Annotated in this window: 25 protein-coding genes; 12 read left to right on the top strand and 13 right to left on the bottom strand. The window is 59.9% G+C overall.

From position 1 onward, the window contains the following. Genes paaG through paaA form a run of 7 tightly spaced genes read right to left on the bottom strand, consistent with a single transcriptional unit; the run spans window position 1 to window position 5,173 of the window. Window positions 1–792, bottom strand: coding sequence for a 2-(1,2-epoxy-1,2-dihydrophenyl)acetyl-CoA isomerase PaaG (paaG, locus tag CKW09_RS15655; protein ID WP_095098180.1), 792 nt, complete (start codon window positions 790–792; stop codon window positions 1–3). A gap of 3 nt (window positions 793–795) precedes the next feature. Continuing rightward, the gene (paaF, locus tag CKW09_RS15650; protein WP_061797385.1) at window positions 796–1,569 is read right to left on the bottom strand and encodes a 2,3-dehydroadipyl-CoA hydratase PaaF; all 774 of its coding nucleotides are present in this window, start codon (window positions 1,567–1,569) and stop codon (window positions 796–798) included. A 10-nt stretch (window positions 1,570–1,579) separates the two neighbouring features. Beyond that, window positions 1,580–2,638: a 1,2-phenylacetyl-CoA epoxidase subunit PaaE gene (gene paaE / locus CKW09_RS15645; protein ID WP_095098177.1), complete on the bottom strand. Its 1,059-nt coding sequence runs from the start codon at window positions 2,636–2,638 to the stop codon at window positions 1,580–1,582. Window positions 2,639–2,651: 13 nt separating this feature from the next. Next, the gene (gene paaD, locus CKW09_RS15640) at window positions 2,652–3,149 is read right to left on the bottom strand and encodes a 1,2-phenylacetyl-CoA epoxidase subunit PaaD (protein WP_061797383.1); all 498 of its coding nucleotides are present in this window, start codon (window positions 3,147–3,149) and stop codon (window positions 2,652–2,654) included. 11 nt (window positions 3,150–3,160) lie between these two features. Then, window positions 3,161–3,919 (bottom strand): 1,2-phenylacetyl-CoA epoxidase subunit PaaC, encoded by a 759-nt coding sequence (gene paaC, locus CKW09_RS15635; RefSeq protein WP_061797381.1) that lies wholly within the window; start codon window positions 3,917–3,919, stop codon window positions 3,161–3,163. Between the two features lie 8 nt (window positions 3,920–3,927). Beyond that, window positions 3,928–4,215, bottom strand: a complete 288-nt coding sequence (gene paaB, locus CKW09_RS15630; RefSeq protein WP_061797554.1) for a 1,2-phenylacetyl-CoA epoxidase subunit PaaB — start codon at window positions 4,213–4,215, stop codon at window positions 3,928–3,930. Window positions 4,216–4,234: 19 nt separating this feature from the next. After that, on the bottom strand, window positions 4,235–5,173 hold the full coding sequence (paaA, locus tag CKW09_RS15625) for a 1,2-phenylacetyl-CoA epoxidase subunit PaaA (RefSeq protein ID WP_061797553.1): 939 nt from the start codon (window positions 5,171–5,173) through the stop codon (window positions 4,235–4,237). Between the two features lie 318 nt (window positions 5,174–5,491). Between paaA and paaZ the strand changes: the two genes are divergently transcribed. Continuing rightward, window positions 5,492–7,558, top strand: coding sequence for a phenylacetic acid degradation bifunctional protein PaaZ (gene paaZ, locus CKW09_RS15620; protein WP_095098174.1), 2,067 nt, complete (start codon window positions 5,492–5,494; stop codon window positions 7,556–7,558). Between the two features lie 60 nt (window positions 7,559–7,618). Here paaZ and CKW09_RS15615 read toward each other — a convergent pair whose 3' ends face one another. Further along, window positions 7,619–9,205 carry a sensor domain-containing diguanylate cyclase gene (locus CKW09_RS15615; RefSeq protein ID WP_061797378.1) on the bottom strand — a complete coding sequence of 529 codons (1,587 nt, stop codon included), beginning with the start codon at window positions 9,203–9,205 and terminating at the stop codon, window positions 7,619–7,621. Between the two features lie 171 nt (window positions 9,206–9,376). Between CKW09_RS15615 and CKW09_RS15610 the strand changes: the two genes are divergently transcribed. Then, a complete protein-coding gene (locus CKW09_RS15610) occupies window positions 9,377–9,571 on the top strand; it encodes a hypothetical protein (protein WP_061797376.1) in 195 nt (64 codons plus the stop codon). Between the two features lie 18 nt (window positions 9,572–9,589). Here CKW09_RS15610 and CKW09_RS15605 read toward each other — a convergent pair whose 3' ends face one another. Continuing rightward, the gene (locus tag CKW09_RS15605) at window positions 9,590–10,009 is read right to left on the bottom strand and encodes a VOC family protein (protein ID WP_061797374.1); all 420 of its coding nucleotides are present in this window, start codon (window positions 10,007–10,009) and stop codon (window positions 9,590–9,592) included. Between the two features lie 255 nt (window positions 10,010–10,264). On the opposite strand from CKW09_RS15605, the gene CKW09_RS15600 reads away from it, so the two are divergent. From CKW09_RS15600 to CKW09_RS15580, 5 genes are all read left to right on the top strand, one after another. Continuing rightward, window positions 10,265–11,038: an SDR family oxidoreductase gene (locus CKW09_RS15600; protein ID WP_061797373.1), complete on the top strand. Its 774-nt coding sequence runs from the start codon at window positions 10,265–10,267 to the stop codon at window positions 11,036–11,038. Window positions 11,039–11,091: 53 nt separating this feature from the next. Next, window positions 11,092–11,994, top strand: a complete 903-nt coding sequence (locus CKW09_RS15595) for a LysR family transcriptional regulator (protein WP_095098171.1) — start codon at window positions 11,092–11,094, stop codon at window positions 11,992–11,994. Window positions 11,995–12,356: 362 nt separating this feature from the next. Next, complete coding sequence (locus tag CKW09_RS24985; RefSeq protein WP_306307671.1) at window positions 12,357–12,578, top strand: glycine zipper domain-containing protein; 222 nt, start codon at window positions 12,357–12,359, stop codon at window positions 12,576–12,578. 12 nt (window positions 12,579–12,590) lie between these two features. Then, on the top strand, window positions 12,591–12,839 hold the full coding sequence (locus CKW09_RS15585) for a GlsB/YeaQ/YmgE family stress response membrane protein (RefSeq protein ID WP_061797371.1): 249 nt from the start codon (window positions 12,591–12,593) through the stop codon (window positions 12,837–12,839). 94 nt (window positions 12,840–12,933) lie between these two features. Further along, on the top strand, window positions 12,934–13,323 hold the full coding sequence (locus CKW09_RS15580; protein ID WP_061797369.1) for a YidB family protein: 390 nt from the start codon (window positions 12,934–12,936) through the stop codon (window positions 13,321–13,323). A gap of 2 nt (window positions 13,324–13,325) precedes the next feature. Here the strand turns inward: CKW09_RS15580 and CKW09_RS15575 are convergent, their stop codons facing one another. Continuing rightward, the gene (locus CKW09_RS15575; protein WP_061797368.1) at window positions 13,326–14,258 is read right to left on the bottom strand and encodes a LysR family transcriptional regulator; all 933 of its coding nucleotides are present in this window, start codon (window positions 14,256–14,258) and stop codon (window positions 13,326–13,328) included. Window positions 14,259–14,369: 111 nt separating this feature from the next. On the opposite strand from CKW09_RS15575, the gene CKW09_RS15570 reads away from it, so the two are divergent. Beyond that, the gene (locus CKW09_RS15570) at window positions 14,370–15,422 is read left to right on the top strand and encodes an SDR family oxidoreductase (RefSeq protein ID WP_095098168.1); all 1,053 of its coding nucleotides are present in this window, start codon (window positions 14,370–14,372) and stop codon (window positions 15,420–15,422) included. Window positions 15,423–15,525: 103 nt separating this feature from the next. After that, window positions 15,526–16,608 (top strand): endonuclease/exonuclease/phosphatase family protein, encoded by a 1,083-nt coding sequence (locus CKW09_RS15565; RefSeq protein ID WP_095098165.1) that lies wholly within the window; start codon window positions 15,526–15,528, stop codon window positions 16,606–16,608. Between the two features lie 35 nt (window positions 16,609–16,643). Here CKW09_RS15565 and CKW09_RS15560 read toward each other — a convergent pair whose 3' ends face one another. Both CKW09_RS15560 and CKW09_RS15555 read right to left on the bottom strand, forming a co-directional pair. Next, window positions 16,644–17,651, bottom strand: a complete 1,008-nt coding sequence (locus tag CKW09_RS15560; protein ID WP_061797364.1) for an NAD(P)H-quinone oxidoreductase — start codon at window positions 17,649–17,651, stop codon at window positions 16,644–16,646. A gap of 161 nt (window positions 17,652–17,812) precedes the next feature. Further along, entirely contained in the window at window positions 17,813–18,022 is a 210-nt protein-coding gene (locus CKW09_RS15555) for a hypothetical protein (protein WP_061797363.1), read from the bottom strand. Window positions 18,023–18,911: 889 nt separating this feature from the next. Between CKW09_RS15555 and cspE the strand changes: the two genes are divergently transcribed. Both cspE and dsrB read left to right on the top strand, forming a co-directional pair. Continuing rightward, a complete protein-coding gene (gene cspE, locus CKW09_RS15550; protein ID WP_004946278.1) occupies window positions 18,912–19,124 on the top strand; it encodes a transcription antiterminator/RNA stability regulator CspE in 213 nt (70 codons plus the stop codon). Between the two features lie 339 nt (window positions 19,125–19,463). After that, entirely contained in the window at window positions 19,464–19,664 is a 201-nt protein-coding gene (gene dsrB / locus CKW09_RS15545) for a protein DsrB (RefSeq protein ID WP_061797361.1), read from the top strand. A gap of 223 nt (window positions 19,665–19,887) precedes the next feature. Here the strand turns inward: dsrB and rcsA are convergent, their stop codons facing one another. Further along, window positions 19,888–20,517: a transcriptional regulator RcsA gene (gene rcsA, locus CKW09_RS15540; protein WP_061797360.1), complete on the bottom strand. Its 630-nt coding sequence runs from the start codon at window positions 20,515–20,517 to the stop codon at window positions 19,888–19,890. Between the two features lie 733 nt (window positions 20,518–21,250). On the opposite strand from rcsA, the gene CKW09_RS15535 reads away from it, so the two are divergent. Beyond that, on the top strand, window positions 21,251–21,955 hold the full coding sequence (locus CKW09_RS15535) for a GNAT family N-acetyltransferase (protein WP_061797359.1): 705 nt from the start codon (window positions 21,251–21,253) through the stop codon (window positions 21,953–21,955). Window positions 21,956–21,968: the final 13 nt, after the last annotated feature.

Below are 21,968 nucleotides of genomic sequence, written 5' to 3'. Positions count from 1 at the left end.
TCATTTCCCGCTGAAGTTGGGCGCGCGTTTGGCGAAGAAGGCGCTGACGCCTTCACGGTAGTCGTCGCTGCGCCCGCCCAGGCGCTGCAGATCGCGCTCCAGATCGAGCTGCTGGTCGAGGCTGTTGGTGGCTGAGCCGTAGAGCGCCTTTTTAATCAGCCCCAGGCCGTAGGTCGGCTGGGTAGCCAGATGGCGCGCCAGCGTTTGCGTGCGGTCGGCCAGTTCATCCGCCGCCGCCACCTGCCAGATCATCCCCCAGTCCAGCGCCTGCTGCGCGCTGATTTTGTCGCCCAGCAGCGCCATGCCCATGGCGCGAGCGTGGCCGGCCAACCGCGGCAGGAACCAGCTGCCGCCGGAATCCGGCACCAGCCCCAGGCGGCAGAACGACTGAATAAAGCTGGCGTTGTCGGCGGCGATGACGATGTCGCAGGCCAGCGCCAGCGCGGCGCCCGCGCCGGCCGCCACGCCGTTGACCGCGCAAACCACCGGTTTGGGCAACGCGGTCAGGCGGCGGATCAGCGGGTTGTAAAAACGCTCCACCGACAGCCCGAGGTCCGGCGCCTGCTGGTCGGCGCTGACGTTGCGATCGTTGAGATCCTGTCCGGCGCAGAAACCGCGGCCGGCGCCGGCGATCAGCAGGCAGCGCACGTTGTCGTCGCGTTCGGCCTGGGTCAGCGCTTCGCTTAGCTGGCGGTGCATCTCGTCGTTGAAGCTGTTGAGCCGATCCGGCCGGTTGAGCGTCAGGGTCAGGACCCCGGATTCGAGATGGCTGAGAATCAATGCGTTTTCCATAAATCAGCGCCCCTGATAGTTTGGCGTGCGTTTTTCGAAGAAGGCGGCGATGCCTTCGCGGCGATCGTCGGTGGCGGCCAGGGTGACGAACTGCTGGCGTTCGATCGCCAACCCCTGGCTGAGGCCGGTCTCGTCGGCCTGTTTCAGCGCCTGTTTGGCGGCGCGCAGCGCCAGCGGCGCCTGGCGGCTGATGCGTTCGGCAAGCTGCTGCGCGCGCTCCAGCGTCAGCGCGTCGAGGCAGACCTCGCTGACCAGCCCGGCCTGCAGCGCGCTGCGGGCGTCGATGGCTTCGCCGGTCAGCACCATCTGGCTGGCGCGCGATTTGCCGACGCAGCGGATCAAGCGCTGGGTGCCGCCGGCGCCCGGCATCAGGCCGAGGGTGATCTCCGGCAGGCCGAAGCGTGCGCTTTCGCCGCAAATAATGATGTCGCAGGCCAGCGCCAGCTCACAGCCGGCGCCGAGCGCATAGCCGTTCACCGCCGCCAGCAGCGGTTTGCTGACTTGCGCCAGCCGCTGCCACAGCCGTGGGCGGTTGTCCGCCAGCGCGGCGGGCAGGTCTTGCCGCTGCAGTTCGCGCAGGTCGGCGCCGGCGGCGAAGCAGCGCGGCGCGCCGGCAATCACCACGGCGCCGACGCCGTCGTCGGCCTCGGCCTGCTCCAGCCGATAAACCAGCTGCTCCAGGCAGGGGGTGCTCAGCGCGTTACGCACTTCAGGGCGATGCAGCGTCAGCGTGACGACGCGTTGCTGCTGGTCGCGCAGGATCCAGGGGGTGTCCATCGGCGGCTCCTTATACGTCAAAGTCCAACACCACGCCGTCGCCGCTCGGCCACGACTGGCAGCTCAATACGTAGCCCGCCGCCAGCTGATCCGGCTCCAGGCTGTAATTGACGCCCATCTCCACCCGGCCGGCCTTCAGCCGGCATTTGCAGGTGGCGCAGACGCCGCCTTTGCAGGCATAGGGCAGATCGGCGCCCTGGCGCAGCGCCGCATCCAGAATGCTGTCGTCTTGCTCTCCGACCTCGATATCCAGCCGGCGCCCGTCGAGCAGAATTTCCACCCGGGTGGCGTTGCGGTTGCCGAGGTTGGCCGGGCGGGCGACGCCGCCGCCGGTATTGAAGCGTTCGCTGTGGATGCGCCCGGCGGGCATGCCGGCCTGTTCCAGCACGGTTTGCGCGTCGTCCATCATCGCTTCCGGCCCGCAGATGAAGGCGTGGTCATAGTCGCGGTAGTCCAGCAGCGCGCCGCCGATCGCCGTCAGCCGATCGCGGTCGATGCGGCCGCTGAGCAGCGGGCTGTCGAGGCTTTCCTGGCTGAACAGGTACAGCGGCTGAAAGCGTTGCGGATAGCGGTTTTTCAGGTCAGACAGCGCCTCTTTGAACATCACCGAGCGGCTGCTGCGGTTGCCGTAGATCAACGTAAAGCCGCTGTGCGGCTCGAGCTGCAGCGTGGCCTTGATGATCGACAGCATCGGCGTGATGCCGGAGCCGGCGGCGATCGCCAGATAGTTGCCGTGGCTTTCCGCCGTGGGCTGATAGCCGAAACGCCCCTGCGGCACCATCACCTCCAGCGCATCGCCCACCTTGAGCATGTGGCTGACGAACGAGGAAAAACGGCCCTGATGAATCGCCTTTACGCCGATCTGCAGCAGCCCCTCCTGCGGCGAGCTGCAGATCGAATAACAGCGGCGCAGCTCCTCACCGTTGACCTGCGCCTTCAGCGTCAGGTGCTGGCCGGGGGTATAGCGGTAGTGGGTTTTCAGCTCTTCGGGCACCCGCAGGGTGATCGCAACCGCGTCCGGCGTTTCGCGCTCGATGGCGGCGACGTTCAGGCGATGAAAGACCGTCATGATGTCAGCGCTCCTATATGCATTTGAAATAGTCGAAGGGTTCTCGGCACTCGCGGCAGCGATACAGCGCTTTGCAGGCGGTGGAACCGAACTCGCTGATTTTCTCGCTGCGGGTGCTGCCGCAGCGCGGGCAGGGCACCGGGCCGTGGGCGTGCGGCCGATCGCAGGTGTGGCCCTGCGGCGGCGCCACGCCGTATTGGCGCAGGCGTTCGCGCGCCGCCGCGTTCATCCAGTCGGTGGTCCAGGCCGGGCTGAGGCGAATATCCACCTGCACCGGACTGAAACCGGCCTCGGTCAGCCGCTGCTCGATGGCGCTGAGCAGAAATTCGGTAGCGGGGCAGCCGGAGTAAGTGGGGGTGAAGATCACTCGCCAACCGTCGCCGTCGCGCTCGACGTCGCGCACCATGCCCAGATCGGTAATCGACAGCACCGGCAGCTCCGGATCGCTGATTTGCTGCAGGCAGTGCCAGATTTGCGGGATTTCCGCGGGCTGCAGCCGGGTAACGTTCATGGCGTCTCCTTTTACCAGCTGCTGCGCGGGTAGGCGCGCTGCAGAAACTGCATTTCCGCCAGCAGCGGGCCGAGATGTTCGCTGTGCCGCCCCTGTTTGCCGCCGCGGCGGAATGCCCGTTCCTCCGGCAGCGAAAGGGTAGCCAGGCGCAGGGTGTCGTCCACCGCCGCCTGCCACGGCGCCTGCAGCAGGCGCGGGTCCACGGCGATGCCCTGTTCCGCCAGCTCCAGCTCGAGGTCGTCGGCGTGGAACAGTTCGGCGGTGAAACGCCACAGGTTATCCAACGCCTGTTGGATCTTCTGGCGGCTGAGATCGCTGCCGTCGCCCAGGCGAATCATCCAGCCGCGGCTGAAGCGCAGGTGGTAATCCGCCTCCTTCAGCGATTTGGCGGCGATGGCGGCAATTTGCGGGTCGCGGCTGCGGCTTAATGCCCGGTGCAGCTGCACGTGGTAGGCATCGAGCAGAAACTGACGCACCAGCGTGTCGTTGAAGCCGCCGTTCGGCTGCTCCGCCAGCAGCAGGTTATGAAACTGGCGCTCGTCGCGCTCGAAGGCGAGACGGTCTTCGCTGTAGTCCGCGCCGGCCAGCTCGGCGGCGTAGCCGAGAAAGTTGCGCGCCTGGCCGAGCAGATCGAGGCCGACGTTGGCCAGCGCCAGGTCGATTTCCAGCTCGGGCGCATGCCCGCACCAGGCGCACAGGCGCTGCGCCAGGATCAGGGGCGTATCCCCCTGGCGCAGTAAATAGCTGATTCGCGGATCGTTAAGGGTCATGGCCGCCTCTACATGTTCTTGATGCCGTCGGGGATGGTGTAAAACGTCGGATGACGGTAGATCTTGTCGTCGGACGGATCGAAGAAAGCTTCGCGATCTTCCGGCTGCGAGGCGATCAGATGGCAGGATCGCACCACCCAGATCGAGCAACCCTCGTTGCGGCGCGTATAGGCGTCGCGGGCGTTTTCCAGCGCCATTTGGTCATCGGCGGCATGCAGGCTGCCGACGTGGCGATGCGCCAGCCCTTGTTTGCTGCGAATAAACACTTCGTACAGCGGCCATTCAGCGTGAGTCATCATCGGTTCCTTATCTATGCTATGCGGCGGTTGAGGCGCGTTTCGACGCGTGAGCCAGCGCGCCGTCGCGCACCCAGGCGCCGTCTTCCCAGGCGCGGCGCTTGGCCTGCAGGCGCTCGTGATTGCATGGCCCGCGGCCCTTGATCACCTCGTGCAGCTCACGCCAGTCAATTTCGCCGAAGCGGTAATGGCCGCTGGCCGCGTCCCAGGCCAGGCTGGCGTCCGGTGCGCTCATGCCCAGCGCTTCCAGCTGCGGCACGGTGTTGTCGACGAATTTCTGCCGCAGCTCGTCGTTGCTGTGGCGTTTGATCTTCCAGGCCATGCTCTGGGCGCTGTGCGGCGAGTCGTTATCGCTGGGGCCGAACATCATCAGCACCGGCCACCAGAAGCGGTTGATGGCGTCCTGCAGCATGGCCTTTTGCTCATCGCTGCCGTTGGCCATCGCCATCACCGCCTCGTAGCCCTGGCGCTGGTGGAAGCTTTCCTCTTTGCAAATTTTCACCATCGCCCGCGCATAGGGGCCGTAGGAAGCGCGGCACAGCGCCACCTGATTGACGATGGCCGCGCCGTCGACCAGCCAGCCGATCACCCCGATATCCGCCCAGTTGAGCGTCGGGTAATTGAAGATCGAGGAGTACTTCATCTTGCCGTCGAGCATCTTCTGGTAGATGTCCTGCCGCGAGCAGCCGAGGGTTTCGGCGGCGCTGTACAGGTACAGGCCATGGCCGGCTTCGTCCTGCACCTTGGCCAACAGCACCGCCTTGCGGCGCAGGGTCGGGGCGCGCGTCAGCCAATTGGCCTCCGGCAACATGCCGACCACTTCGGAATGGGCGTGCTGGCCGATCTGGCGGATCAGGTTCTGGCGATAGGCGTCCGGCATCCAATCCTTGGCTTCGATGGCGGTGTCCGCCGCGATTTTGTCGTCGAAATGCTGCTGATGTTGCGCGTCAGTTGTCATGCTTGCCTCTTGATGATTCGTATTTTTCACATAAACCATAAAAATGTGAATCATATAATCCAACCCTAAGGCTACAAACTGATAACAAAAAGATCAAACGAGATTAATGTGGTTTTGCGATGCTACTCACAGGATGATATGTCAAATTGTTGTTATTAATGGGTATTTAAATGTTTTTTTTGCCGAAAATAACCGTTCAGGAGAGCGAAAATTAACCGGTTGTTCGTTTTTTGTTAATTTTAACCCTGGCGTCGACTGGAAAATATGTGATACGTAATTAAGCTGTATGGTGTTAATTTTTGAATTCCGGAGGAGTCGATGCAGCAGTTACACAGTTATCTTTCTGGCGGCTGGGTGTATGGCCAGGGGAAAGCCCGCGAGATCCGACACGCCGTCAGCGGTGAAACGCTGTACCAGGTATGCTCCGACGGGCTGCCGCTGGCCGCCAGCCTGGAGTATGCGCGCCGCTTCGGCGGCCGTGCGCTGGCGCAGATGACCTTTCAGCAGCGCGCGCAAATGATGAAGGCGGTGGCGAAACACCTGCTGGCGCATAAAGAGGCGCTGTACCGGATTTCTTATCAGACCGGCGCCACGCGCAGCGACGGCTGGGTGGATATCGAAGGCGGCATCGCCACGCTGTTCGCCTATGCCGGGCTGGCCGGCCGCGAATTGCCGGACGACACGCTGTGGCCGGAAGACGAAACGATCCCGTTGTCGAAGCAGTCGCAGTTCGCCGCGCGTCACGTACTGACGTCCCGGCCGGGGGTGGCGCTGCACATCAACGCCTTCAACTTCCCCTGCTGGGGCATGCTGGAAAAGCTGGCGCCGACCTGGCTGGCAGGCATGCCGGCGATCGTCAAGCCGGCCACCGCCACCGCGCAGCTGACCCAGGCGATGGTCAGGCTGATCGTCGACAGCGGGCTGGTGCCGGAGGGGGCGCTGCAGCTGGTGTGCGGCGGCATCGGCGATATGTTCGACCGTTTGGATTATCAGGATGCGGTGACCTTTACCGGCTCGGCGCAAACCGGCCAGCGGCTGCGGGCGCATCCGCGGCTGCTGGAGAAATCGATCGCCTTCACCATGGAGGCCGACTCGCTCAACTGCTGCGTGCTGGCCGAGGACGTGACGCCGGACATGCCGGAATTCGCGCTGTTCATCAAAGAGGTGTGCCGCGAAATGACCGCCAAGGCCGGGCAGAAGTGCACCGCCATTCGGCGCATCATCGTGCCGGCGGCGCAGGTGGCGGCGGTGCGCCAGGCGCTGTTGCAGCGCCTGGCCGGCGTAACGGTAGGCGACCCCCAGCTGGAACAGGTGCGCATGGGGGCGCTGGTGAGCCATGAGCAGCGCGACGACGTGCAGCAGAAGGTCGATTTCCTGCTGCGCAACGGCTGTGAACCGCTGTGCGGCGGGGCGCTGGCTAAGCTGAAGGTGGCAGGCGAAGGGGCGCAAAACGGCGCTTTCTACCCGCCGACCTTGCTGTACTGCGCCGATCCCTTTAGCCATCAGGCGGTGCATGGCACCGAAGCCTTTGGCCCGGTGGCGACCCTGATGCCTTACGCCGATAGCGAACAGGCGATCGCACTGGCGCTGCTGGGACAGGGCAGCCTGGCGGGTTCTTTGGTGACCGCCGATCCGGCGCTGGCCACGCGCTTTATTCGTGCGGCCGCCTGCGCGCACGGCCGCATGCTGATCCTCGACCAGCAGGCGGCGGCGGAGTCTACCGGCCACGGTTCGCCGCTGCCGATGCTGGTGCACGGCGGGCCGGGGCGCGCGGGCGGCGGTGAGGAGCTGGGCGGGCTGCGCGCGGTGAAGCACTACATGCAGCGCACGGCGATCCAGGGCAGCCCGGCGATGCTGGCGGCGATCGGCGGCGAATGGGTGCGCGGCGCACCGGTCAACGAACATCCGGTGCATCCGTTCCGTAAATATTTTGAACAGCTGGCGCTGGGCGACAGCCTGCTGACCGCGCGCCGCACCGTCACCGAGGCGGATATCGTCAACTTCGCCTGCCTGAGCGGCGACCATTTTTACGCCCACATGGACAAGCTCGGCGCAGCGGAGTCGCTGTTCGGCGAGCGGGTGGCGCACGGCTATTTTGTGGTGTCCGCCGCCGCCGGTTTGTTTGTCGATCCCGGCGTGGGGCCGGTGATCGCCAACTACGGCATGGAAAACCTGCGCTTTATCGAACCGGTGAAAATCGGCGATACCATTCAGGTGCGGCTGACCTGCAAAAAGAAAATTCGCAAGCCGCAGAAAACCGCCGAGGATCGCCCGCACGGCGTGGTGGTGTGGGATGTGCAGGTGTTGAATCAGCAGCAGCAGGCGGTGGCGCTGTACAGCATCCTGACGCTGGTGGCGCGGCAGCGGGGCGATTTTGACGCCTGACGGAGGGCATCGGCCGGGATGGTGCGCGCCATCCCGGCAACGCCGCAACGCGCCGCTATTTCAGGGCGTTTCTCCGGCCGGCGGAAGGGTGCAGTTTTCGCAGGCAATACGGTTTTTCCCCTCTTTTTTCGCCAGGTAAAGCGCGTTGTCGGCCTCGTTGATAAAGCCGATCGGCGTATCGTTATACATGTGCGGCACCTTGGCGCAGATGCCGATGCTGATGGTGACGATGCCGTGCGGGTTGCCCTGATGCGGGATCTTCAGCTCGCGCACCGCGTTGATGACGCGCTCGGCGAAAATCAGCGCGCCCTGGGCGTCGGTGTCCGGCAGAATAATGCCCAGTTCTTCGCCGCCATAGCGCGCCATGATGTCGTTGCTGCGGCGCGCCAGGCCCTTCAGCGTCTGGCCAATCTGCTGCAGGCACTGGTCGCCGGCCACGTGGCCATAGATATCGTTGTACTGTTTGAAATAATCGATATCCAGCATCAGCAGCGCCACGCTGCGGTAGTTGCGCGAAGCGCGCGTCAGCTCGTTTTTCAGCGCGATATCGAACTGGCGGCGGTTGGCCAGGCCGGTCAGGCCGTCCAGCAGCGCCAGCTCTTCGAGCATCTGATTGATGGTGGTCAGCTGATCGCGGGTGCGAACCAGCTCGGCTTCGGTTTGCACGCTGTGCTTGATTTGCCGCAGCAGCACCAGCCCCAGCGCCAACAAAATCACCAGCAGCGAGAGCCCGCCGACGGCGAACAGGCTGGCGTCGTCGCGCCAGTCGGCCAAGGCGTCGCGTTTTGACATGCCGGCGGCGATCACCAGCGGATAACGGTTCACCCGCGAGTAACCGTAAATGCGCTCGACTTTGTCATACAGCGAAGTGATGGTGGCGTTGCCGAACTCCGAGTGCGGCAGGATCTCGCGGAACAGCACCCCCTGGGAGATATTCTTGCCGATCGAGGCCGCGACGTAAGGCCGGCGGTAAAGGATGGTGCCGTCCGCCAGCAGCAGGCTCAGCGAGGCGTCGGTGTTGAGCGCAAAGCTGTCGTAAAACTGGCGGAAGTAGTCGACGTACAGCGTCGCCAGCACGACGCCGGCGAAGCTGCCGTCCGGGTAGTTGAAGCGGCGTGAAATCGGAATGATCAAATCGCCGGTGGAGCGGCTGCGGATCACCTTGCCGATATACAGCCCTTTGCCATCGGCATCTTGATGGTATTTGAAGTATTCGCGATCGGCGTTGTTGGCGTTGGCGACGAACTTGCCCGACGAGGTGGCCAGCCAGCGGCCGTGCGAGTCGTAAATGAACATGCCGTGCAGCTGCGGCAGATTGCCGACCTGAGCCTGCATCACCCGCTGCAGCCGCAGCAGCTGCGGCTGGCCGAGGCCGTCGGTTTGGATGCGTTCGGTCAGATCGAGCAGGTTGCCGTCGACCTGCATGAAGGTGTCGTCGGCGTGTTGCGCCAGTGAACGGGCCAGGTTGGCGGATTCGTGTTCGGCGCTGCGAAGATCGCGTTGGTGGGCGTTCCAGATTTGCCAGCTGTTAAACAAGATCAGAGTGACGGCCACGATGAGGATAAATACGCCGGCCTGAAATAATAGCGGGGAGCTTTTAGCGGTGCGCGCCTGTTTTGCTTCCTGCGTGGGTTGCTGCTGAGTCATGTCACCCTTGTTATACAATCAATACGACAAATCGAGTTAAGAACAATCTTACATCTTATTCGTTAATCCTGCCGATCACTACCCCTCAAAGAGGTAGATGTTGGCGGCGGGTGGTATAATACGCGCCAAAAATTGCGGGCGAATGTGATGGACGTTGAGGCGAGCGATTAAATGTCGGACTACATTATTATCGGTTTATTGACGCTGGCGGTGTATTACCCGTTCACCCTGGGGGCGCTGGCGCTGATGATGTTCTTTGCCTGGCGGCGGCGCAAATCGCCGTATTGGCGCCTGGCGCTGGGGATATTGGCGCTGCTGTTCGCGTTGTTCGCCAAAGCGGCCTACGACTGGCACCGCTATCGCTAGCGGCGCCGCATTTCATCGTTATTCGACGTTGATCATCCAGTTGACGCCGAACTTGTCGGTCAGCATGCCGAATCCTTTGGCCCAGAAGGTGGGTTGATAGGGCATGGTGACCTGGCCACCCTGCGCCAGCTTTTCAAACAGCGCTCGGCCCTGTTCGGCGTCGGCGGGATTGAGCGACAGGGAGAATCCCTTGTGCGACGCGCTCTCGCCCTCATCCTGCGGGCAGCCGTCGGACGCCATCAGCACGCCGTCGCCAATCAGCAGGCGGGCATGCATGATCGATTCGGGGTTGGCGTCCGGCTGCCCTTCCTGTTTGGCTTCCTCCGGCAAATCCTTATAGCGCATGACCATTTCAATTTTGGCGCCCAACTGCTGTGCATAGAAATTAATCGCCTGCTCACAATTGCCGCTGAAAAATAAATAGGGTTGTACCAGCATGACATTGACCTCGGTTGTGGCCCGTCAGACGGCGTATCGGCCCGCGGGCGGGGAAGATAGTCACGGACAGCGATGATTGCCGCCGGTGACTTATTAGTGTAGCCCCAAAGAGGCGGAATGCCCGTCGGGCGATCACAGAACGGCGGGACGCCGTATTAACCGAAAAATCGGGATAGTCCATCCCATTTTGAGCAGATTATCCGCGCGATAACCTTTCCTATACTCATCGCACCTTCCACTAACGGAGTCATTGCTATGAGTAATCAATCTTTGCAGGGAAAAGTGGTGTTGATCGCCGGCGGCGCAAAAAATCTGGGCGGCCTGGTGGCGCGCGATCTGGCTGCCGGCGGCGCGGCGGCGGTGGTAGTGCACTACAACAGCGACGCCACCCGCGCGGCGGCCGAGGAAACGCTGGCGGCGGTGAAAGCGGCGGGCGCGCAGGCGATTGCGGTGCAGGGCGATCTGACCAGGCCGGCCAACGTGGCGCGGCTGTTCGACGAGGCGGTCAAGGCCTTCGGCAAGGTGGATATCGCCATCAATACCGCCGGCCTGGTGATTAAAAAACCGATCGCCGAGGTGACGGAGGCGGATTACGACACCAGCTTCGACGTCAACGCCAAAGCGGCGTTCTTCTTTATCCAGCAGGCGGGCAAGCACCTGGCGGACAACGGGCGCATCGTGACCATCGTCAGCTCGCTGCTGGCGGCCTATACGCCGTTTTACGCGGTTTACCCGGGCAGCAAGGCGCCGGTGGAGCATTTCACCCGCGCGGCGTCGAAGGAGTTCGGCGAGCGCGGCATCAGCGTGAACGCCATCGGCCCGGGCCCGATGGACACGCCGTTCTTCTACGGCCAGGAAAGCAAGGAGGCGGTGGACTACCACAGCAGCGCCGCCGCGCTGAGCAAGTTCTCGAAAACCGGCCTGACCGACATCGAGGATATTGCGCCGATCGTCAAATTCCTGGTCACCGACGGCTGGTGGATCACCGGCCAGACGCTGTTCGCCAACGGCGGCTATACTACCCGTTAACTTCAACGCCGCTGCGGCTGGTGCCGCAGCCTCTTATTCAGGATGGACTGCCGGTGGATAAAATAGGGAGATTGCGGGTTTTTATCCAGGTTGCCGAGGTCGGCAGTTTCATTCGCGCTTCACAAATTCTGTTGATGCCGAAAACCACCGTCTCGGCGGCGATCCTGCAGCTGGAAAACGAGATGGGCGCCCGGCTGTTTCATCGCACCACGCGGCGGGTTCAATTGACCAGCGACGGCGAACGGCTGCTGGACAAGGCCCGCAGCCTGCTGCAGGAGGTCAACGCGCTGGATGAGCTGTTTTCACCGCGGGACGGGCCGATCGGCGGCCGGCTGACCGTGGACGTGCCCAGCCGCATCGCCCGGCGCATGATTGTGCCGGCGCTGCCTGACTTTCTGCAACGCTACCCTGACATTCAGCTGTTTCTCAGCGCCGGCGATCGTTCCATCGATCTGATTCAGGAGGGCGTGGACTGCGTGGTGCGGGTCGGCAGCCTCAGCGACAGCAGCCTGGTCAGCCAGCCGCTGGGCAGGCTCGGCATGATCAACTGCGCCAGCCCGGACTATCTGCGCCGCCACGGCACGCCACGGCATCCCGAGCAACTGACGGATCACTGGGGCATTGGCTATGCGCAGCCCAACCTGCTGGAGGCCGACAGCTGGCAATGGATGCAGGGCGCGCAGCGCATGGAAAAAATGCTGCGCAGCCGGGTGACGGTCAATAATGCGGAGAACTATATCGGCTGCTGCCTGGCGGGGTTGGGGATGATCCAGATCCCGCGTTTCGACATTCAGCACCACCTGGACGGCGGCGAGCTGATCGAGGTGCTGCCCGATTTCAGGCCGCCGGCGATGGGCATCGCTCTGCTTTACCCGCACCGCCGCCAGCGCTCGGCGCGTTTCAGCGTTTTCGCCGACTGGTTCGGCCAACTGATTGCGCCTTTTTGCGAAAGCTAACCTACGGTTTTGATGGGATTTTTACCCAATGCACCGGTATTTTTCGGTGTGATATCAATCGGCTGGCGGTGCTGAAAGATCACCACACAATTAAGCCGCTCGTAAAAGTGACAATCGCTGTGTAACCTTATAAAAATCTTCCGGCGGCTGAATGAACGAGGTTATTTTTCTTTCGACCAAATTCAGACGGACGGAAATGGGTAAACCGCTGATTTTTTACTATAGTCATAGTGTGAAGATGCGCGTTTACCGCAGATCACCCTGTAGTGAGCGGCCGGCAACGGCTAGCCCAGGGAAACATTAGTGTGAAAGTATCGCTCAGGCTGGGCCAGACGCGGAACTCGCTGTGAACTTTTCAGGCTATGTTAACGGAAGGATTTGAAATGTCGGTAAAAAATGACGTTACAGAGGGTGTGGGGCAACTGAGTGACTGCGCCAAAACCGCCGCGTGCGAAGTGCGGGCCGGGTTGAAACAGGCGGCAGGGCATTCATGTGCCTACATTAAGGATAACCCTTGGGCAGGGGTTGGCGCCGGTGCCGTCGCAGGCCTGGTGATAGGATTTCTTTTAGGCAAAAAGTCATAGGGAGAGTAAAAAATGGGCATCATTTCCTGGATCATTTTTGGTTTAATCGCCGGTATTCTGGCTAAGTGGATCATGCCGGGCAAAGACGGCGGCGGTTTTATCGTCACCGTTATCCTGGGCGTTATCGGTGCGGTTGTCGGCGGCTATATCAGTACCTTCTTCGGAATGGGACGCGTCGACGGCTTCAACCTGGGCAGCTTCGTTGTGGCTGTGATCGGTGCCCTGGTGGTGCTTTTTGTCTACAGAAAGATCAAAGGCTAAGCCGTCATTGATCGACAGGGTCGCCGCGGCGGCCCTTTTTCGTGAATTTAACCTGGCCGCGCGGCAGTGTCGCGCGGCCTGAAAGGGGATTACCATGGGTCTGTTTGATAGCGTATTGGGCAACATTCTGGGCGGCGGCGCCAACGGCAAGGGCATCGACTATGTCGCCATCATGCAATGGGTCGAACAACAGGGTGGCCTGCAGGCGATTCTGGACAAGTTCCGCCAGGGGCAATTCGGCGATGTGGTCGGTTCGTGGCTCGGCAACGGCGAAAACCAGCAAATTTCCGGCGATCACGTGCAGCAGGCGCTGGGCAGCGACGCCATCAATCAGCTGGCCGAAAAACTGGGGATCGATCCGGCCCAGGCGTCCAGCACCATTGCGCAGTTCTTGCCAACGGTCGCTGACGCCGCCTCGCCGAACGGCGAAGTGCAGCAGAACAGCAACGAACTGGGCGACATGGTCGGCAAGCTGTTCAAATAACGTCATGCCCCCGGTGACTTGCCGGGGGCATTCATCACCTTAATCCCTTCGATCTCCTCCAGCGCTTCCAGCAGATAATCCACCCAGGCCCGCACCTTGCCGGGGATAAAACGCGCCGCAGGGTAGACGGCGTGCAGCACCATTGGCGGGTAACGGTAATCTTCCAGCACCGGCACCAGCGTGCCGGCCGCCAACTGCGCGCCGATCAGCGGCAACTGCGCGCCGCCGATCCCCAGCCCCGCCTCGATGGCCGCCAGCAGCGAGAAGCCGTTGTTGGCGCGAAATACCGGCCGCAGCGTCACCATTTCAGTCCCCCGCGGGCCGATCAGCGTCAGCGTGTCGCCGTCGCTCAGGCCGCTGTAGCGCACGTGCGCATGCGCCGTCAGCTCAGCCAGCGTTCCCGGCGCGCCATGACGCGCCAGATAGGCCGGCGACGCCACCAGTATGCGCCGCATCTCTCCCAGCCGACGCGCCACCGTGCCGGGCGCGCTCAACTCGCCAAAGCGGATCGCCACGTCGATGCCTTCGCCGATCACGTCGGCCCGCCGGTCATCCAGCAGCAGCTCGATGTTCAGTTCGGGATTGCGCTGCTGAAAGGCGATGGCCAACGGCGCCAGATGGCGCTGGCCGAAGCCGGTGGGCGCATGGATGCGCAGATTGCCCTGCAGCTGCCGGGTTCCCCCTTGCAGCGTTTCTTCCGCCTCGGCCACCGCCGCCAGAATGGATTTGACCTGGCGATAATAGCGGCCGCCGGCGTCGGTCAGGGTGACCGCCCGGGTGCTGCGATACAGCAATTGGGCGCCCAGCTGCTGCTCCAGAGCGGCAATCTGCTGGCTGACGGCCGGCTGCGTCAGGCCCAGTTCGCGGGCGGCGGCCGACAGGCTGCCCAATTCAGCCACCCGCAGGAAGGTACTCATCGCATTCAGCTTGTCCATGGCCATTCCATATATAGATATTTCTTATAAGTATTAGTAGCAAGGCGCCTCTACCGCAAGCCTTGCTAATCAATGACACTGTCGCTATCGACACTGAGCGGGAGAAAAGTCATGAAAAATCGCAACCAGGCATTGGTGGTCGGCGCCAACGGCGTTATCGGCCGCCGGCTGATAGACGAGCTGGAACAGCAGGGATGGACGGTGGTTGGCCTGTCGCGCCGCGGGGGAGAGGACCGGCCGCAGGTGCGTTATCTGGCGGTCGATCTGCTGGACGCCACGGCGACGCGCGCCGCGCTGCAGCCGCTGACGGGGATCACGCACCTGTTCTACGCCGCCTATCAGGACGCGGCGGATTGGGCCGGGCTGGTGGCGCCTAACCTGCTGATGCTGCAAAACGTGGTGGAGGGGCTGGAGCCGGCGGCGCCCGGTTTACGGCACATCAGCCTGATGCAGGGCTACAAGGTGTACGGCGCGCATTTGGGGCCGTTCAAGACGCCGGCGCGGGAGAGCGATGCCGGGCATATGCCGCCGGAGTTCAACGTGGAACAGCAAAACTACCTTGAACGCCGTCAGCGGGGGAAAGAGTGGCGCTGGAGCGCGATCCGCCCCAGCGTGGTGGGCGGTTTCTCGCTCGGCAACCCGATGAACCTGGCGCTGAGCATTGCGGTTTATGCCTCAATCAGTAAGGCGCTGGGGCTGCCGCTGCGTTTTCCCGGCCGGCCGGGGGCTTACCACAGCCTGCTGGAAATGACCGACGCCGGCCTGTTGGCGCGCGCAACGCTGTGGGCGGCCACCGACCCGGCCGCCGCCAATCAGGCGTTCAACATCAATAATGGCGACCTGTTCCGCTGGAGCGAAATGTGGCCGAAAATCGCCGATTATTTCGAGCTGGAAACCGCGCCGCCGTTGCCGATGCCGCTGGAGCAGATGATGGCCGACAAGGCCGGGCTTTGGCAGGCGTTGGCGCAGCGGCATCGGTTGAGCGAGCCGAATTATCAGGCCGTGGCCGGCTGGCGCTTCGCCGACTTCGTCTTTTCCTGGGATTACGATATGTTCGCCGACGGCAGCAAGGCGCGACGTTTTGGTTTTCATCAGTACGTCGAGACCGAGGCGATGTTCTTCGCCTTGTTCGATGAATTCCGCCGCCGCCGGATTATTCCGTAACCTCGGCTGGCGAGGCGGGCGGTTTTTGTGGCAAGCTTTGGCTGCCGCAGGGCATGAGAGGCTGCCACCCCGGCAGCCTGAACCGAACGAGAAGGAAACAACCGTGACAGGGATTACCGTCATACTGACGTTGCTATTGGCTCTGATGACGTTGGCGCCGATTTCTACGCACCCGGCCTGGTGGATCAGGGTATGGGATTTTCCCCGTCTGCAAATATTGGCGCTTGCGCTGTTGACGCTGCTGCTCAATCTGCTGTTTGTTCCGCTGTCATCGCCGTTGAACTGGGGCATGATGGCGGTGGATCTGGCCTGCGCGATTTACCAGGCGGTGTGGATTTTCCCCTATACCCGGCTGGCCAAACCGCAGGTGGTGGATTTTACCGGCTATCGCCAGCGGCCGCGCATCCGCATTCTGGTCTCCAACGTGCTGACGACCAACCGCCGCGCCGACAAGCTGTTGGCATTGGTGGCGGCGGAACGGCCGGATGTGCTGGTGGCGGTGGAAACCGATCGCTGGTGGGAAGATCAACTGGCGGTGCTGGAGCAGGACTATCCTTACACGCTGAAATGTCCGCAGGATAATTTGTACGGCATGCACGTTTACTCGCGCTTTCGGATCGGCGACGCGGAAATCCAGTATCTGGTGGATGAGACGATCCCGTCGATGCATATGATGGTTCATTTGCCGCAGGGGCCGCAGGTGCGGCTGCATTGTGTGCATCCGATGCCGCCCAGCCCAACCGAAAACGATGAGTCGGAAGATCGCGACGCCGAGCTGGTCATGGTGGGGAAAAGCGTGGCCAAATCCGAGTACCCGGTGATCGTGACCGGCGATCTGAACGATGTGGCGTGGTCGACCACCACCCGACTTTTTCTCAAGGTCAGCGGCCTGCTGGATCCGCGACGCGGCCGCGGCATGTTCAGCACCTTCCACGCCGGCTATCCTTTCCTGCGCTGGCCGCTGGATCACGTGTTTCACAGCGATGATTTCGTGCTGGGCAGCCTGCGCCGTTTGACCGACGTCGGCTCCGACCATTTCCCGATCATGGTGGAGCTGGTGTATGCGCCCAGGCAGGGTGAGCAACAGGAAAGCCTGGAAAAACACCGAGAAGACGAGGCGCTGGCGCAGGAAAAACTCGGTGCCACCGATTCCACCCCGGAAGAGGTGCATACGCCGGGAGGCTAAAACGTTCCCCGCGGCCGGCGCCGCGGGGAGCCTCCTCAGTGCGTCAACATAATTTTGCCGATGTGCTCGCTGGACTCCATCAGGGCATGCGCCTCTGCGGCCTGTTCCAGGCGGAATGTTTTGAAAATTTGCGGTTTTAACACCCCGCGCTCCAGCAGCGGCCAGACTTTTTCCAGCAGTTCGGCGGCGATTTGCCCCTTGTCCTCGACGCTGCGCGAACGCAGGGTTGAACCGGTATGGGTCAGCCGCTTGAGCAGCAGCGGCATCAGGTTAAGCTCCTTCACCACGCCGTTCTGGGTGCCAATCTGCACGATACGCCCTTCCATCGCCGCCGCCTGGTAGTTCTTGGCCAGGTAGTCGCCGGCGATCAGATCGACAATCACGTCGGCGCCTTTGCCATCGGTGGCGCTTTTGGTGCGTTCGACGAAATCCTCGCTGCGGTAGTTAATCGCCACATCGGCGCCCAACGCCAGGCTGGCCTGGCGCTTGTCTTCAGAGCCGACGGTGGTGATCACATGGGCGCAAAAGGCCTTCGCCAGCATGGTGGCGACGGTGCCGATGCCGGAGGTGCCGCCGTGGATCAGCACGGTTTCGCCGGCCTTGAGATGGCCGCGCTGGAAGACGTTGACCCAGACGGTAAAGAAGGTTTCCGGAATGGCGGCGGCCTCGACCATGCTGAACCCGACGGGTACCGGCAGCGCATTGCTTTCATGCACTTTGCAGTACTCGGCGTAACCGCCGCCGGCAATCAGGGCGCACACCTTATCGCCGAGGGCATAGCGCTGCACCCCTTCGCCGAGCGCGACCACTTCACCGGCGATCTCCAGGCCGGGAATATCCGAGGCGCCCGGCGGCGGCGCATAGTTTCCGCGACGCTGCAACACGTCTGGGCGGTTTACGCCGGCGGCGGCGACCTTCACCAGTATTTCACCCGCTTGCGGGGTTGGCAGCGGGCGCTCGGTGACGACCAATACCTCGGGTTCGCCCGGCTGGCTGATTTCAATCGCTTTCATGCTGCCGGGCAGTGATGGATGTGCTGACATTGCCTTTTCTCCAGATAGGGGCAGGCGTGATCAAAGGTCCACGCGGACCCACGCCTGCAATAAAGCCTGAGGTTATCTTAGCGAAATGCGGGCGAGGGGTATGTAGAAGATAGAGCGGTTTTACCGGAGGAGGGGGCGCCGCCGCGGAGGGCGGCAGGGTATCAGTCGTTGGGCGGGATGCGAAAACCCTTTAGCGAGACGATAAAGTGTTCTTTTCCTTTGGAAATTTTGGCGCCTTTATCACACCACAGGCTAGCGAGCTGAAAAAAGTCGTCGCTGTCGATGTCATAAGCCAATTCGATTTTTTTTGCCGTTCCGGAGCGGATCAGCTTTTCTGCTTCCTGGTGGTTTGCCGCTTTTATTGTGGTCATTAGCGAAATCCTTGGTGTTGAGCCAATACGGATAATCGCGGACCATCATATGGCCGTATTGTGACAATTTTGTGATGAAAACATGACAATCGGCAAATGTGCGGCCTGAAACCGGCCGCACATTTCAGGCTGAACGTTGCGCTTAACGGTCGTGTGGATACACCAGGGTGCTTTTCTTCTGTGACTTGAAATGCCTGTACAACGCATAGCCTGCAATGCCGGCCAAAGCGGCCAGGAGTGCCAGATATTCTGTCGCCATCAGATTTACCTCCAACAAGAATGGCAAGGAGGCGTATTTGTGACATCCATCACGTACTGAAGCAATAAGACCATTCCGTAACCGCGTAATTTATTGATATCGAAAATAAAAAAAAAGCGCCTATAGGGAGGCGCATAAAATTTACAACACAGCTTGTAGCGTTCATCACCAGGAGGAGCGATGAACTTCGGCTATTGTAGGCATCCCCCACAGCGGCAGATATAGGGATAACTCTTAAAGCGGAACTGCCACCGGTACCGGCCTGGATGCCGAGACCGTTGGCGATTTCGTTGTGCCGTTCGGGCATTTAGGCCGATGCCGTTGGGCAACTTACTGAAATATCGCTGTAAAAATAACCGCCGCGGCTCAAATCCTGTGCATTTGGCGCGCCTTTCCCGCGCGTTGCGACAAAAAGAGTTGCTATTAGGGCCCGGTCATGAGTTAATGATTCCCGGCCTGTGGTACAGACCTATTTATGCACGACATTTTGAGTAAAGTAGTTCAAATTTAAAGCGTTATCCTAGATAGCTCTTCTCTGACGAATTTCCTTTCTAGTGCCTCCATAAGTAACTGATGACCGGCTATAACATGCCCATGGTGGCTTACATTTATTATTGAAGGAAATTAGACATGTCTAACATGATCAAAGGTCAAGTGAAGTGGTTCAACGAGTCTAAAGGTTTTGGTTTCATCACTCCGGCAGACGGCAGCAAAGACGTGTTCGTACACTTCTCTGCAATCCAGGATCAAGGCTTCAAGACCCTGGCAGAAGGCCAGAACGTACAGTTCTCTATCGAGAACGGTGCTAAAGGTCCATCAGCGGCTAACGTTACCGCTATCTAATCGGCTTCCGCTGATTAATAAAAACCCGCCAAGGCGGGTTTTTTTGTGCCTGTCGTTTGACCACGGCCAAAAAAAAGCCCGCAAGTCTGCGGGCAAAAGTTCCTTGTTACTTCTTCATTTGCAGGCACCTCTCTGGGGGGGAAGCGCCTGGATACAGACTACCTGTCGGCCGCGCAAGATTCTGCGGACAAAGCGTTAAGAAAGTGAAAAACTCCGCTGGCCGCTGGGCGCTGGGCGTTAGGGGCCGGGCTGGTCACGCGAATTTACTGCGACCGCGCGGTGTTTTTCTCACTTCATTTTGTAATACACTGACCTCAATGACGAATGATGGGGAATAGCATGAACGTGAACGATCGGGTAACGGTGAAAACGGACGGCGGGCCGCGACGCGAAGGCGTGATCCTGGCGGTCGAGGAGTTCAACGAAGGCATCATGTATCTGGTTTCTCTTGAGGATTATCCTGCCGGCGTCTGGTTCTTTAATGAGATCGACAGCCGTGACGGCACCTTTGTTGAACCGCGTCAGACCTCGGAAAAATAATCCGATCGGCCGGGGATAAATGATTCGGGCTCATTAGTTTACTTATGAAATTTTCCATAATGTAATTGTCCCTGCCGGGTAGGAGTTTTTATTAAAGACGACGGAAAACCCGCGGCGCCGGAGAATATCGTCGCGAGTCTTTTTGTTGTCTTAGCCCAAAGTTTATATCGCCACGATTGGCGAACAAATATTTAAGACCCGGGCAGAGCGCCCTGAAGGGGTGTCACCGACTATTGACGAATATTCCACTGGTCAGATTGTCGGTTAAACGGACAACATGGTAAATGATTTGCTTGTTGTGCGTTTTTATTTTGCGCTTGATGTTTCCCTTGTGGGAAGAAACGGTCTTGGCTTTTATCTGCATCTGGTCGGATATCTGGATAGTGCCCTGGCCGGACATCCACATGCGCAGCATGTTTGACTCGGTTTGGCTCAGCGTCACCGGCGTTTGGTCCAGGGAACCCTTTTCCGTTCGCGGCGCTTTTTTCTCAAGATAGTGACTAAGTAGTTGATTCATAGTCTCTGGCTTGATGGATTTTGACGAAATGATGACATTCTTACGAACATATAAATAATCGTCAAAATGTACGTTGGTGATGGCCATGAAGATGAAGAATAACGTATCCGGATGCAGTGAGATCACCCGCTTTATTCGCTCGGTCGCATTCGCTTCATGTATGAAGCAATCTTCGTTAATAAATACCAGACTAGGCTTAAGTTTGCTGCATTTTTCATGCAGTCCGTCAATATCGTCGATGGCGTTAATATGGCGTTTTTTTACGCCGTGCGCCGTAAGATAGTCAGTTAGACCCAATCTGGTATAGCTACATGAATCCATGATAATTGTTGGCATATCGCACCCCCACTTAAATCCGTTTTACCGCGGTAATATGAGAAAAAGCCTGAAGCCTAAAGGCAAAAAATGGATCAATATTTCACTTATAGCGAGTGTTCTATCAATAAACGCGACGCCGCTCAACGATATTTTCATACTAAACTTATTAACCACGTGAATCTATAAGTTTAGCTTAAGTCAGCGTAATGCGCTGGCGTTCGGATGAGCGCCAGACAATCTCAACGCGCGCTTGAGCCCTGTACCTGTCGGTATCTTCCGCGTTGATTCTGTTCATCATGTCACGAAATGAAATTTTAGATTGTTAGGAAAATTCTTAAAAAAAATTCATGTGTTGTTTTTTTAACTTTTTTTCGCCTGTTTTGCGACCACTTTATGCGTGTTTGATCGCGCAGATAAGAAAATTGGTATTGATAATCAATTGGTTGCAGTTGAACTAATTGTATTTGGTAATGATAATCCCTTCTTTTTTTATCACAAAACTAATCAATTTGTTACATTACGGAAACATAAATTGCGCGAACCGTTAAAAAATAGCGCAACATAACAATGGCTTATGACGAATCTTTTTACATTAGAAATCAGTATGAAGAATATTATTACGTGATTAATTGGTTTTTCTGAACTATCTTTGCCTGCTGCGAGGGTATGGAGATGTCGGCAGGTCGGACTTGTATCGGTCAGCATCCGGCCTTAATTTGCTGAGAGTCTGCATAACAATTCAGGAGCAGGGATGAGGCACAATCAATACGGCCAGCCAATTGGCGACGCGTTAGACCACTGGCAGACGGCGGGCGAACCCGGCAATAAAGTGCTGCAAGGGCGTTTTTGCCGTTTGGAACCGTTGCAGGCGGACCGCCGGGCCGATGAGCTTTATCAGGCTTATCAACTGGCGGAAGATGGCCGCGACTGGACCTATCTGTTTTGCGAGCGGCCGGAAACGCCGAGCGAATTTCGCGATTATCTTCAGGCTCAGGCCAGCAATGCCGACAGGAAAACCATGGCGGTTATCGATCAGGTCAGCGGTAAAGCGATCGGCAGCTGCGCTTTTTTGCGCATTGACCCGATCAACGGCGCGATCGAGCTGGGGACGATCAACTGGTCGCCGCTGATGAAACGCCGGGCGGTCGGCAGCGAAGCCATCTTCCTGATGTTGCAACATCTGTTCGACGATCTGGGCTACCGCCGCTGCGAATGGAAATGCGACAGCCTTAATCTGCCGTCGCGTCAGGCCGCCGAGCGGTTTGGTTTCAGCTTCGAAGGCACCTTCCGCCAGGCGGTCGTCGTCAAAGGCCGCAATCGCGACACCGACTGGCTGTCGATGATCGACAGCCAGTGGCCGGCGGTGCGCGCGGCGTTCAGCGCCTGGCTGTCGGCGGACAACATCAGCGATGACGGGCAGCAGAAACAGCGGCTGCAGGCGTTCCAGCCAGGTTGACCCGTGCCGCCCC

The sequence above is a fragment of the Serratia ficaria genome, assembly GCF_900187015.1.
Lineage (GTDB): Bacteria > Pseudomonadota > Gammaproteobacteria > Enterobacterales > Enterobacteriaceae > Serratia > Serratia ficaria.
The sequence above is the reverse complement of the archived record's forward strand: the minus strand, read 5'-3'. Positions and strand labels throughout refer to the sequence as shown.

Coding starts and splice junctions, on each gene's coding strand:
- paaG (WP_095098180.1), bottom strand. CDS start 792: ATGGAAAACGCATTGATTCTCAGCCATCTCGAATCCGGGGTCCTGACC.
- paaF (WP_061797385.1), bottom strand. CDS start 1,569: ATGGACACCCCCTGGATCCTGCGCGACCAGCAGCAACGCGTCGTCACG.
- paaE (WP_095098177.1), bottom strand. CDS start 2,638: ATGACGGTCTTTCATCGCCTGAACGTCGCCGCCATCGAGCGCGAAACG.
- paaD (WP_061797383.1), bottom strand. CDS start 3,149: ATGAACGTTACCCGGCTGCAGCCCGCGGAAATCCCGCAAATCTGGCAC.
- paaC (WP_061797381.1), bottom strand. CDS start 3,919: ATGACCCTTAACGATCCGCGAATCAGCTATTTACTGCGCCAGGGGGAT.
- paaB (WP_061797554.1), bottom strand. CDS start 4,215: ATGACTCACGCTGAATGGCCGCTGTACGAAGTGTTTATTCGCAGCAAA.
- paaA (WP_061797553.1), bottom strand. CDS start 5,173: ATGACAACTGACGCGCAACATCAGCAGCATTTCGACGACAAAATCGCG.
- paaZ (WP_095098174.1), top strand. CDS start 5,492: ATGCAGCAGTTACACAGTTATCTTTCTGGCGGCTGGGTGTATGGCCAG.
- CKW09_RS15615 (WP_061797378.1), bottom strand. CDS start 9,205: ATGACTCAGCAGCAACCCACGCAGGAAGCAAAACAGGCGCGCACCGCT.
- CKW09_RS15610 (WP_061797376.1), top strand. CDS start 9,377: ATGTCGGACTACATTATTATCGGTTTATTGACGCTGGCGGTGTATTAC.
- CKW09_RS15605 (WP_061797374.1), bottom strand. CDS start 10,009: ATGCTGGTACAACCCTATTTATTTTTCAGCGGCAATTGTGAGCAGGCG.
- CKW09_RS15600 (WP_061797373.1), top strand. CDS start 10,265: ATGAGTAATCAATCTTTGCAGGGAAAAGTGGTGTTGATCGCCGGCGGC.
- CKW09_RS24985 (WP_306307671.1), top strand. CDS start 12,357: ATGTTAACGGAAGGATTTGAAATGTCGGTAAAAAATGACGTTACAGAG.
- CKW09_RS15585 (WP_061797371.1), top strand. CDS start 12,591: ATGGGCATCATTTCCTGGATCATTTTTGGTTTAATCGCCGGTATTCTG.
- CKW09_RS15580 (WP_061797369.1), top strand. CDS start 12,934: ATGGGTCTGTTTGATAGCGTATTGGGCAACATTCTGGGCGGCGGCGCC.
- CKW09_RS15575 (WP_061797368.1), bottom strand. CDS start 14,258: ATGGACAAGCTGAATGCGATGAGTACCTTCCTGCGGGTGGCTGAATTG.
- CKW09_RS15570 (WP_095098168.1), top strand. CDS start 14,370: ATGAAAAATCGCAACCAGGCATTGGTGGTCGGCGCCAACGGCGTTATC.
- CKW09_RS15560 (WP_061797364.1), bottom strand. CDS start 17,651: ATGTCAGCACATCCATCACTGCCCGGCAGCATGAAAGCGATTGAAATC.
- CKW09_RS15555 (WP_061797363.1), bottom strand. CDS start 18,022: ATGACCACAATAAAAGCGGCAAACCACCAGGAAGCAGAAAAGCTGATC.
- cspE (WP_004946278.1), top strand. CDS start 18,912: ATGTCTAACATGATCAAAGGTCAAGTGAAGTGGTTCAACGAGTCTAAA.
- dsrB (WP_061797361.1), top strand. CDS start 19,464: ATGAACGTGAACGATCGGGTAACGGTGAAAACGGACGGCGGGCCGCGA.
- rcsA (WP_061797360.1), bottom strand. CDS start 20,517: ATGCCAACAATTATCATGGATTCATGTAGCTATACCAGATTGGGTCTA.
- CKW09_RS15535 (WP_061797359.1), top strand. CDS start 21,251: ATGAGGCACAATCAATACGGCCAGCCAATTGGCGACGCGTTAGACCAC.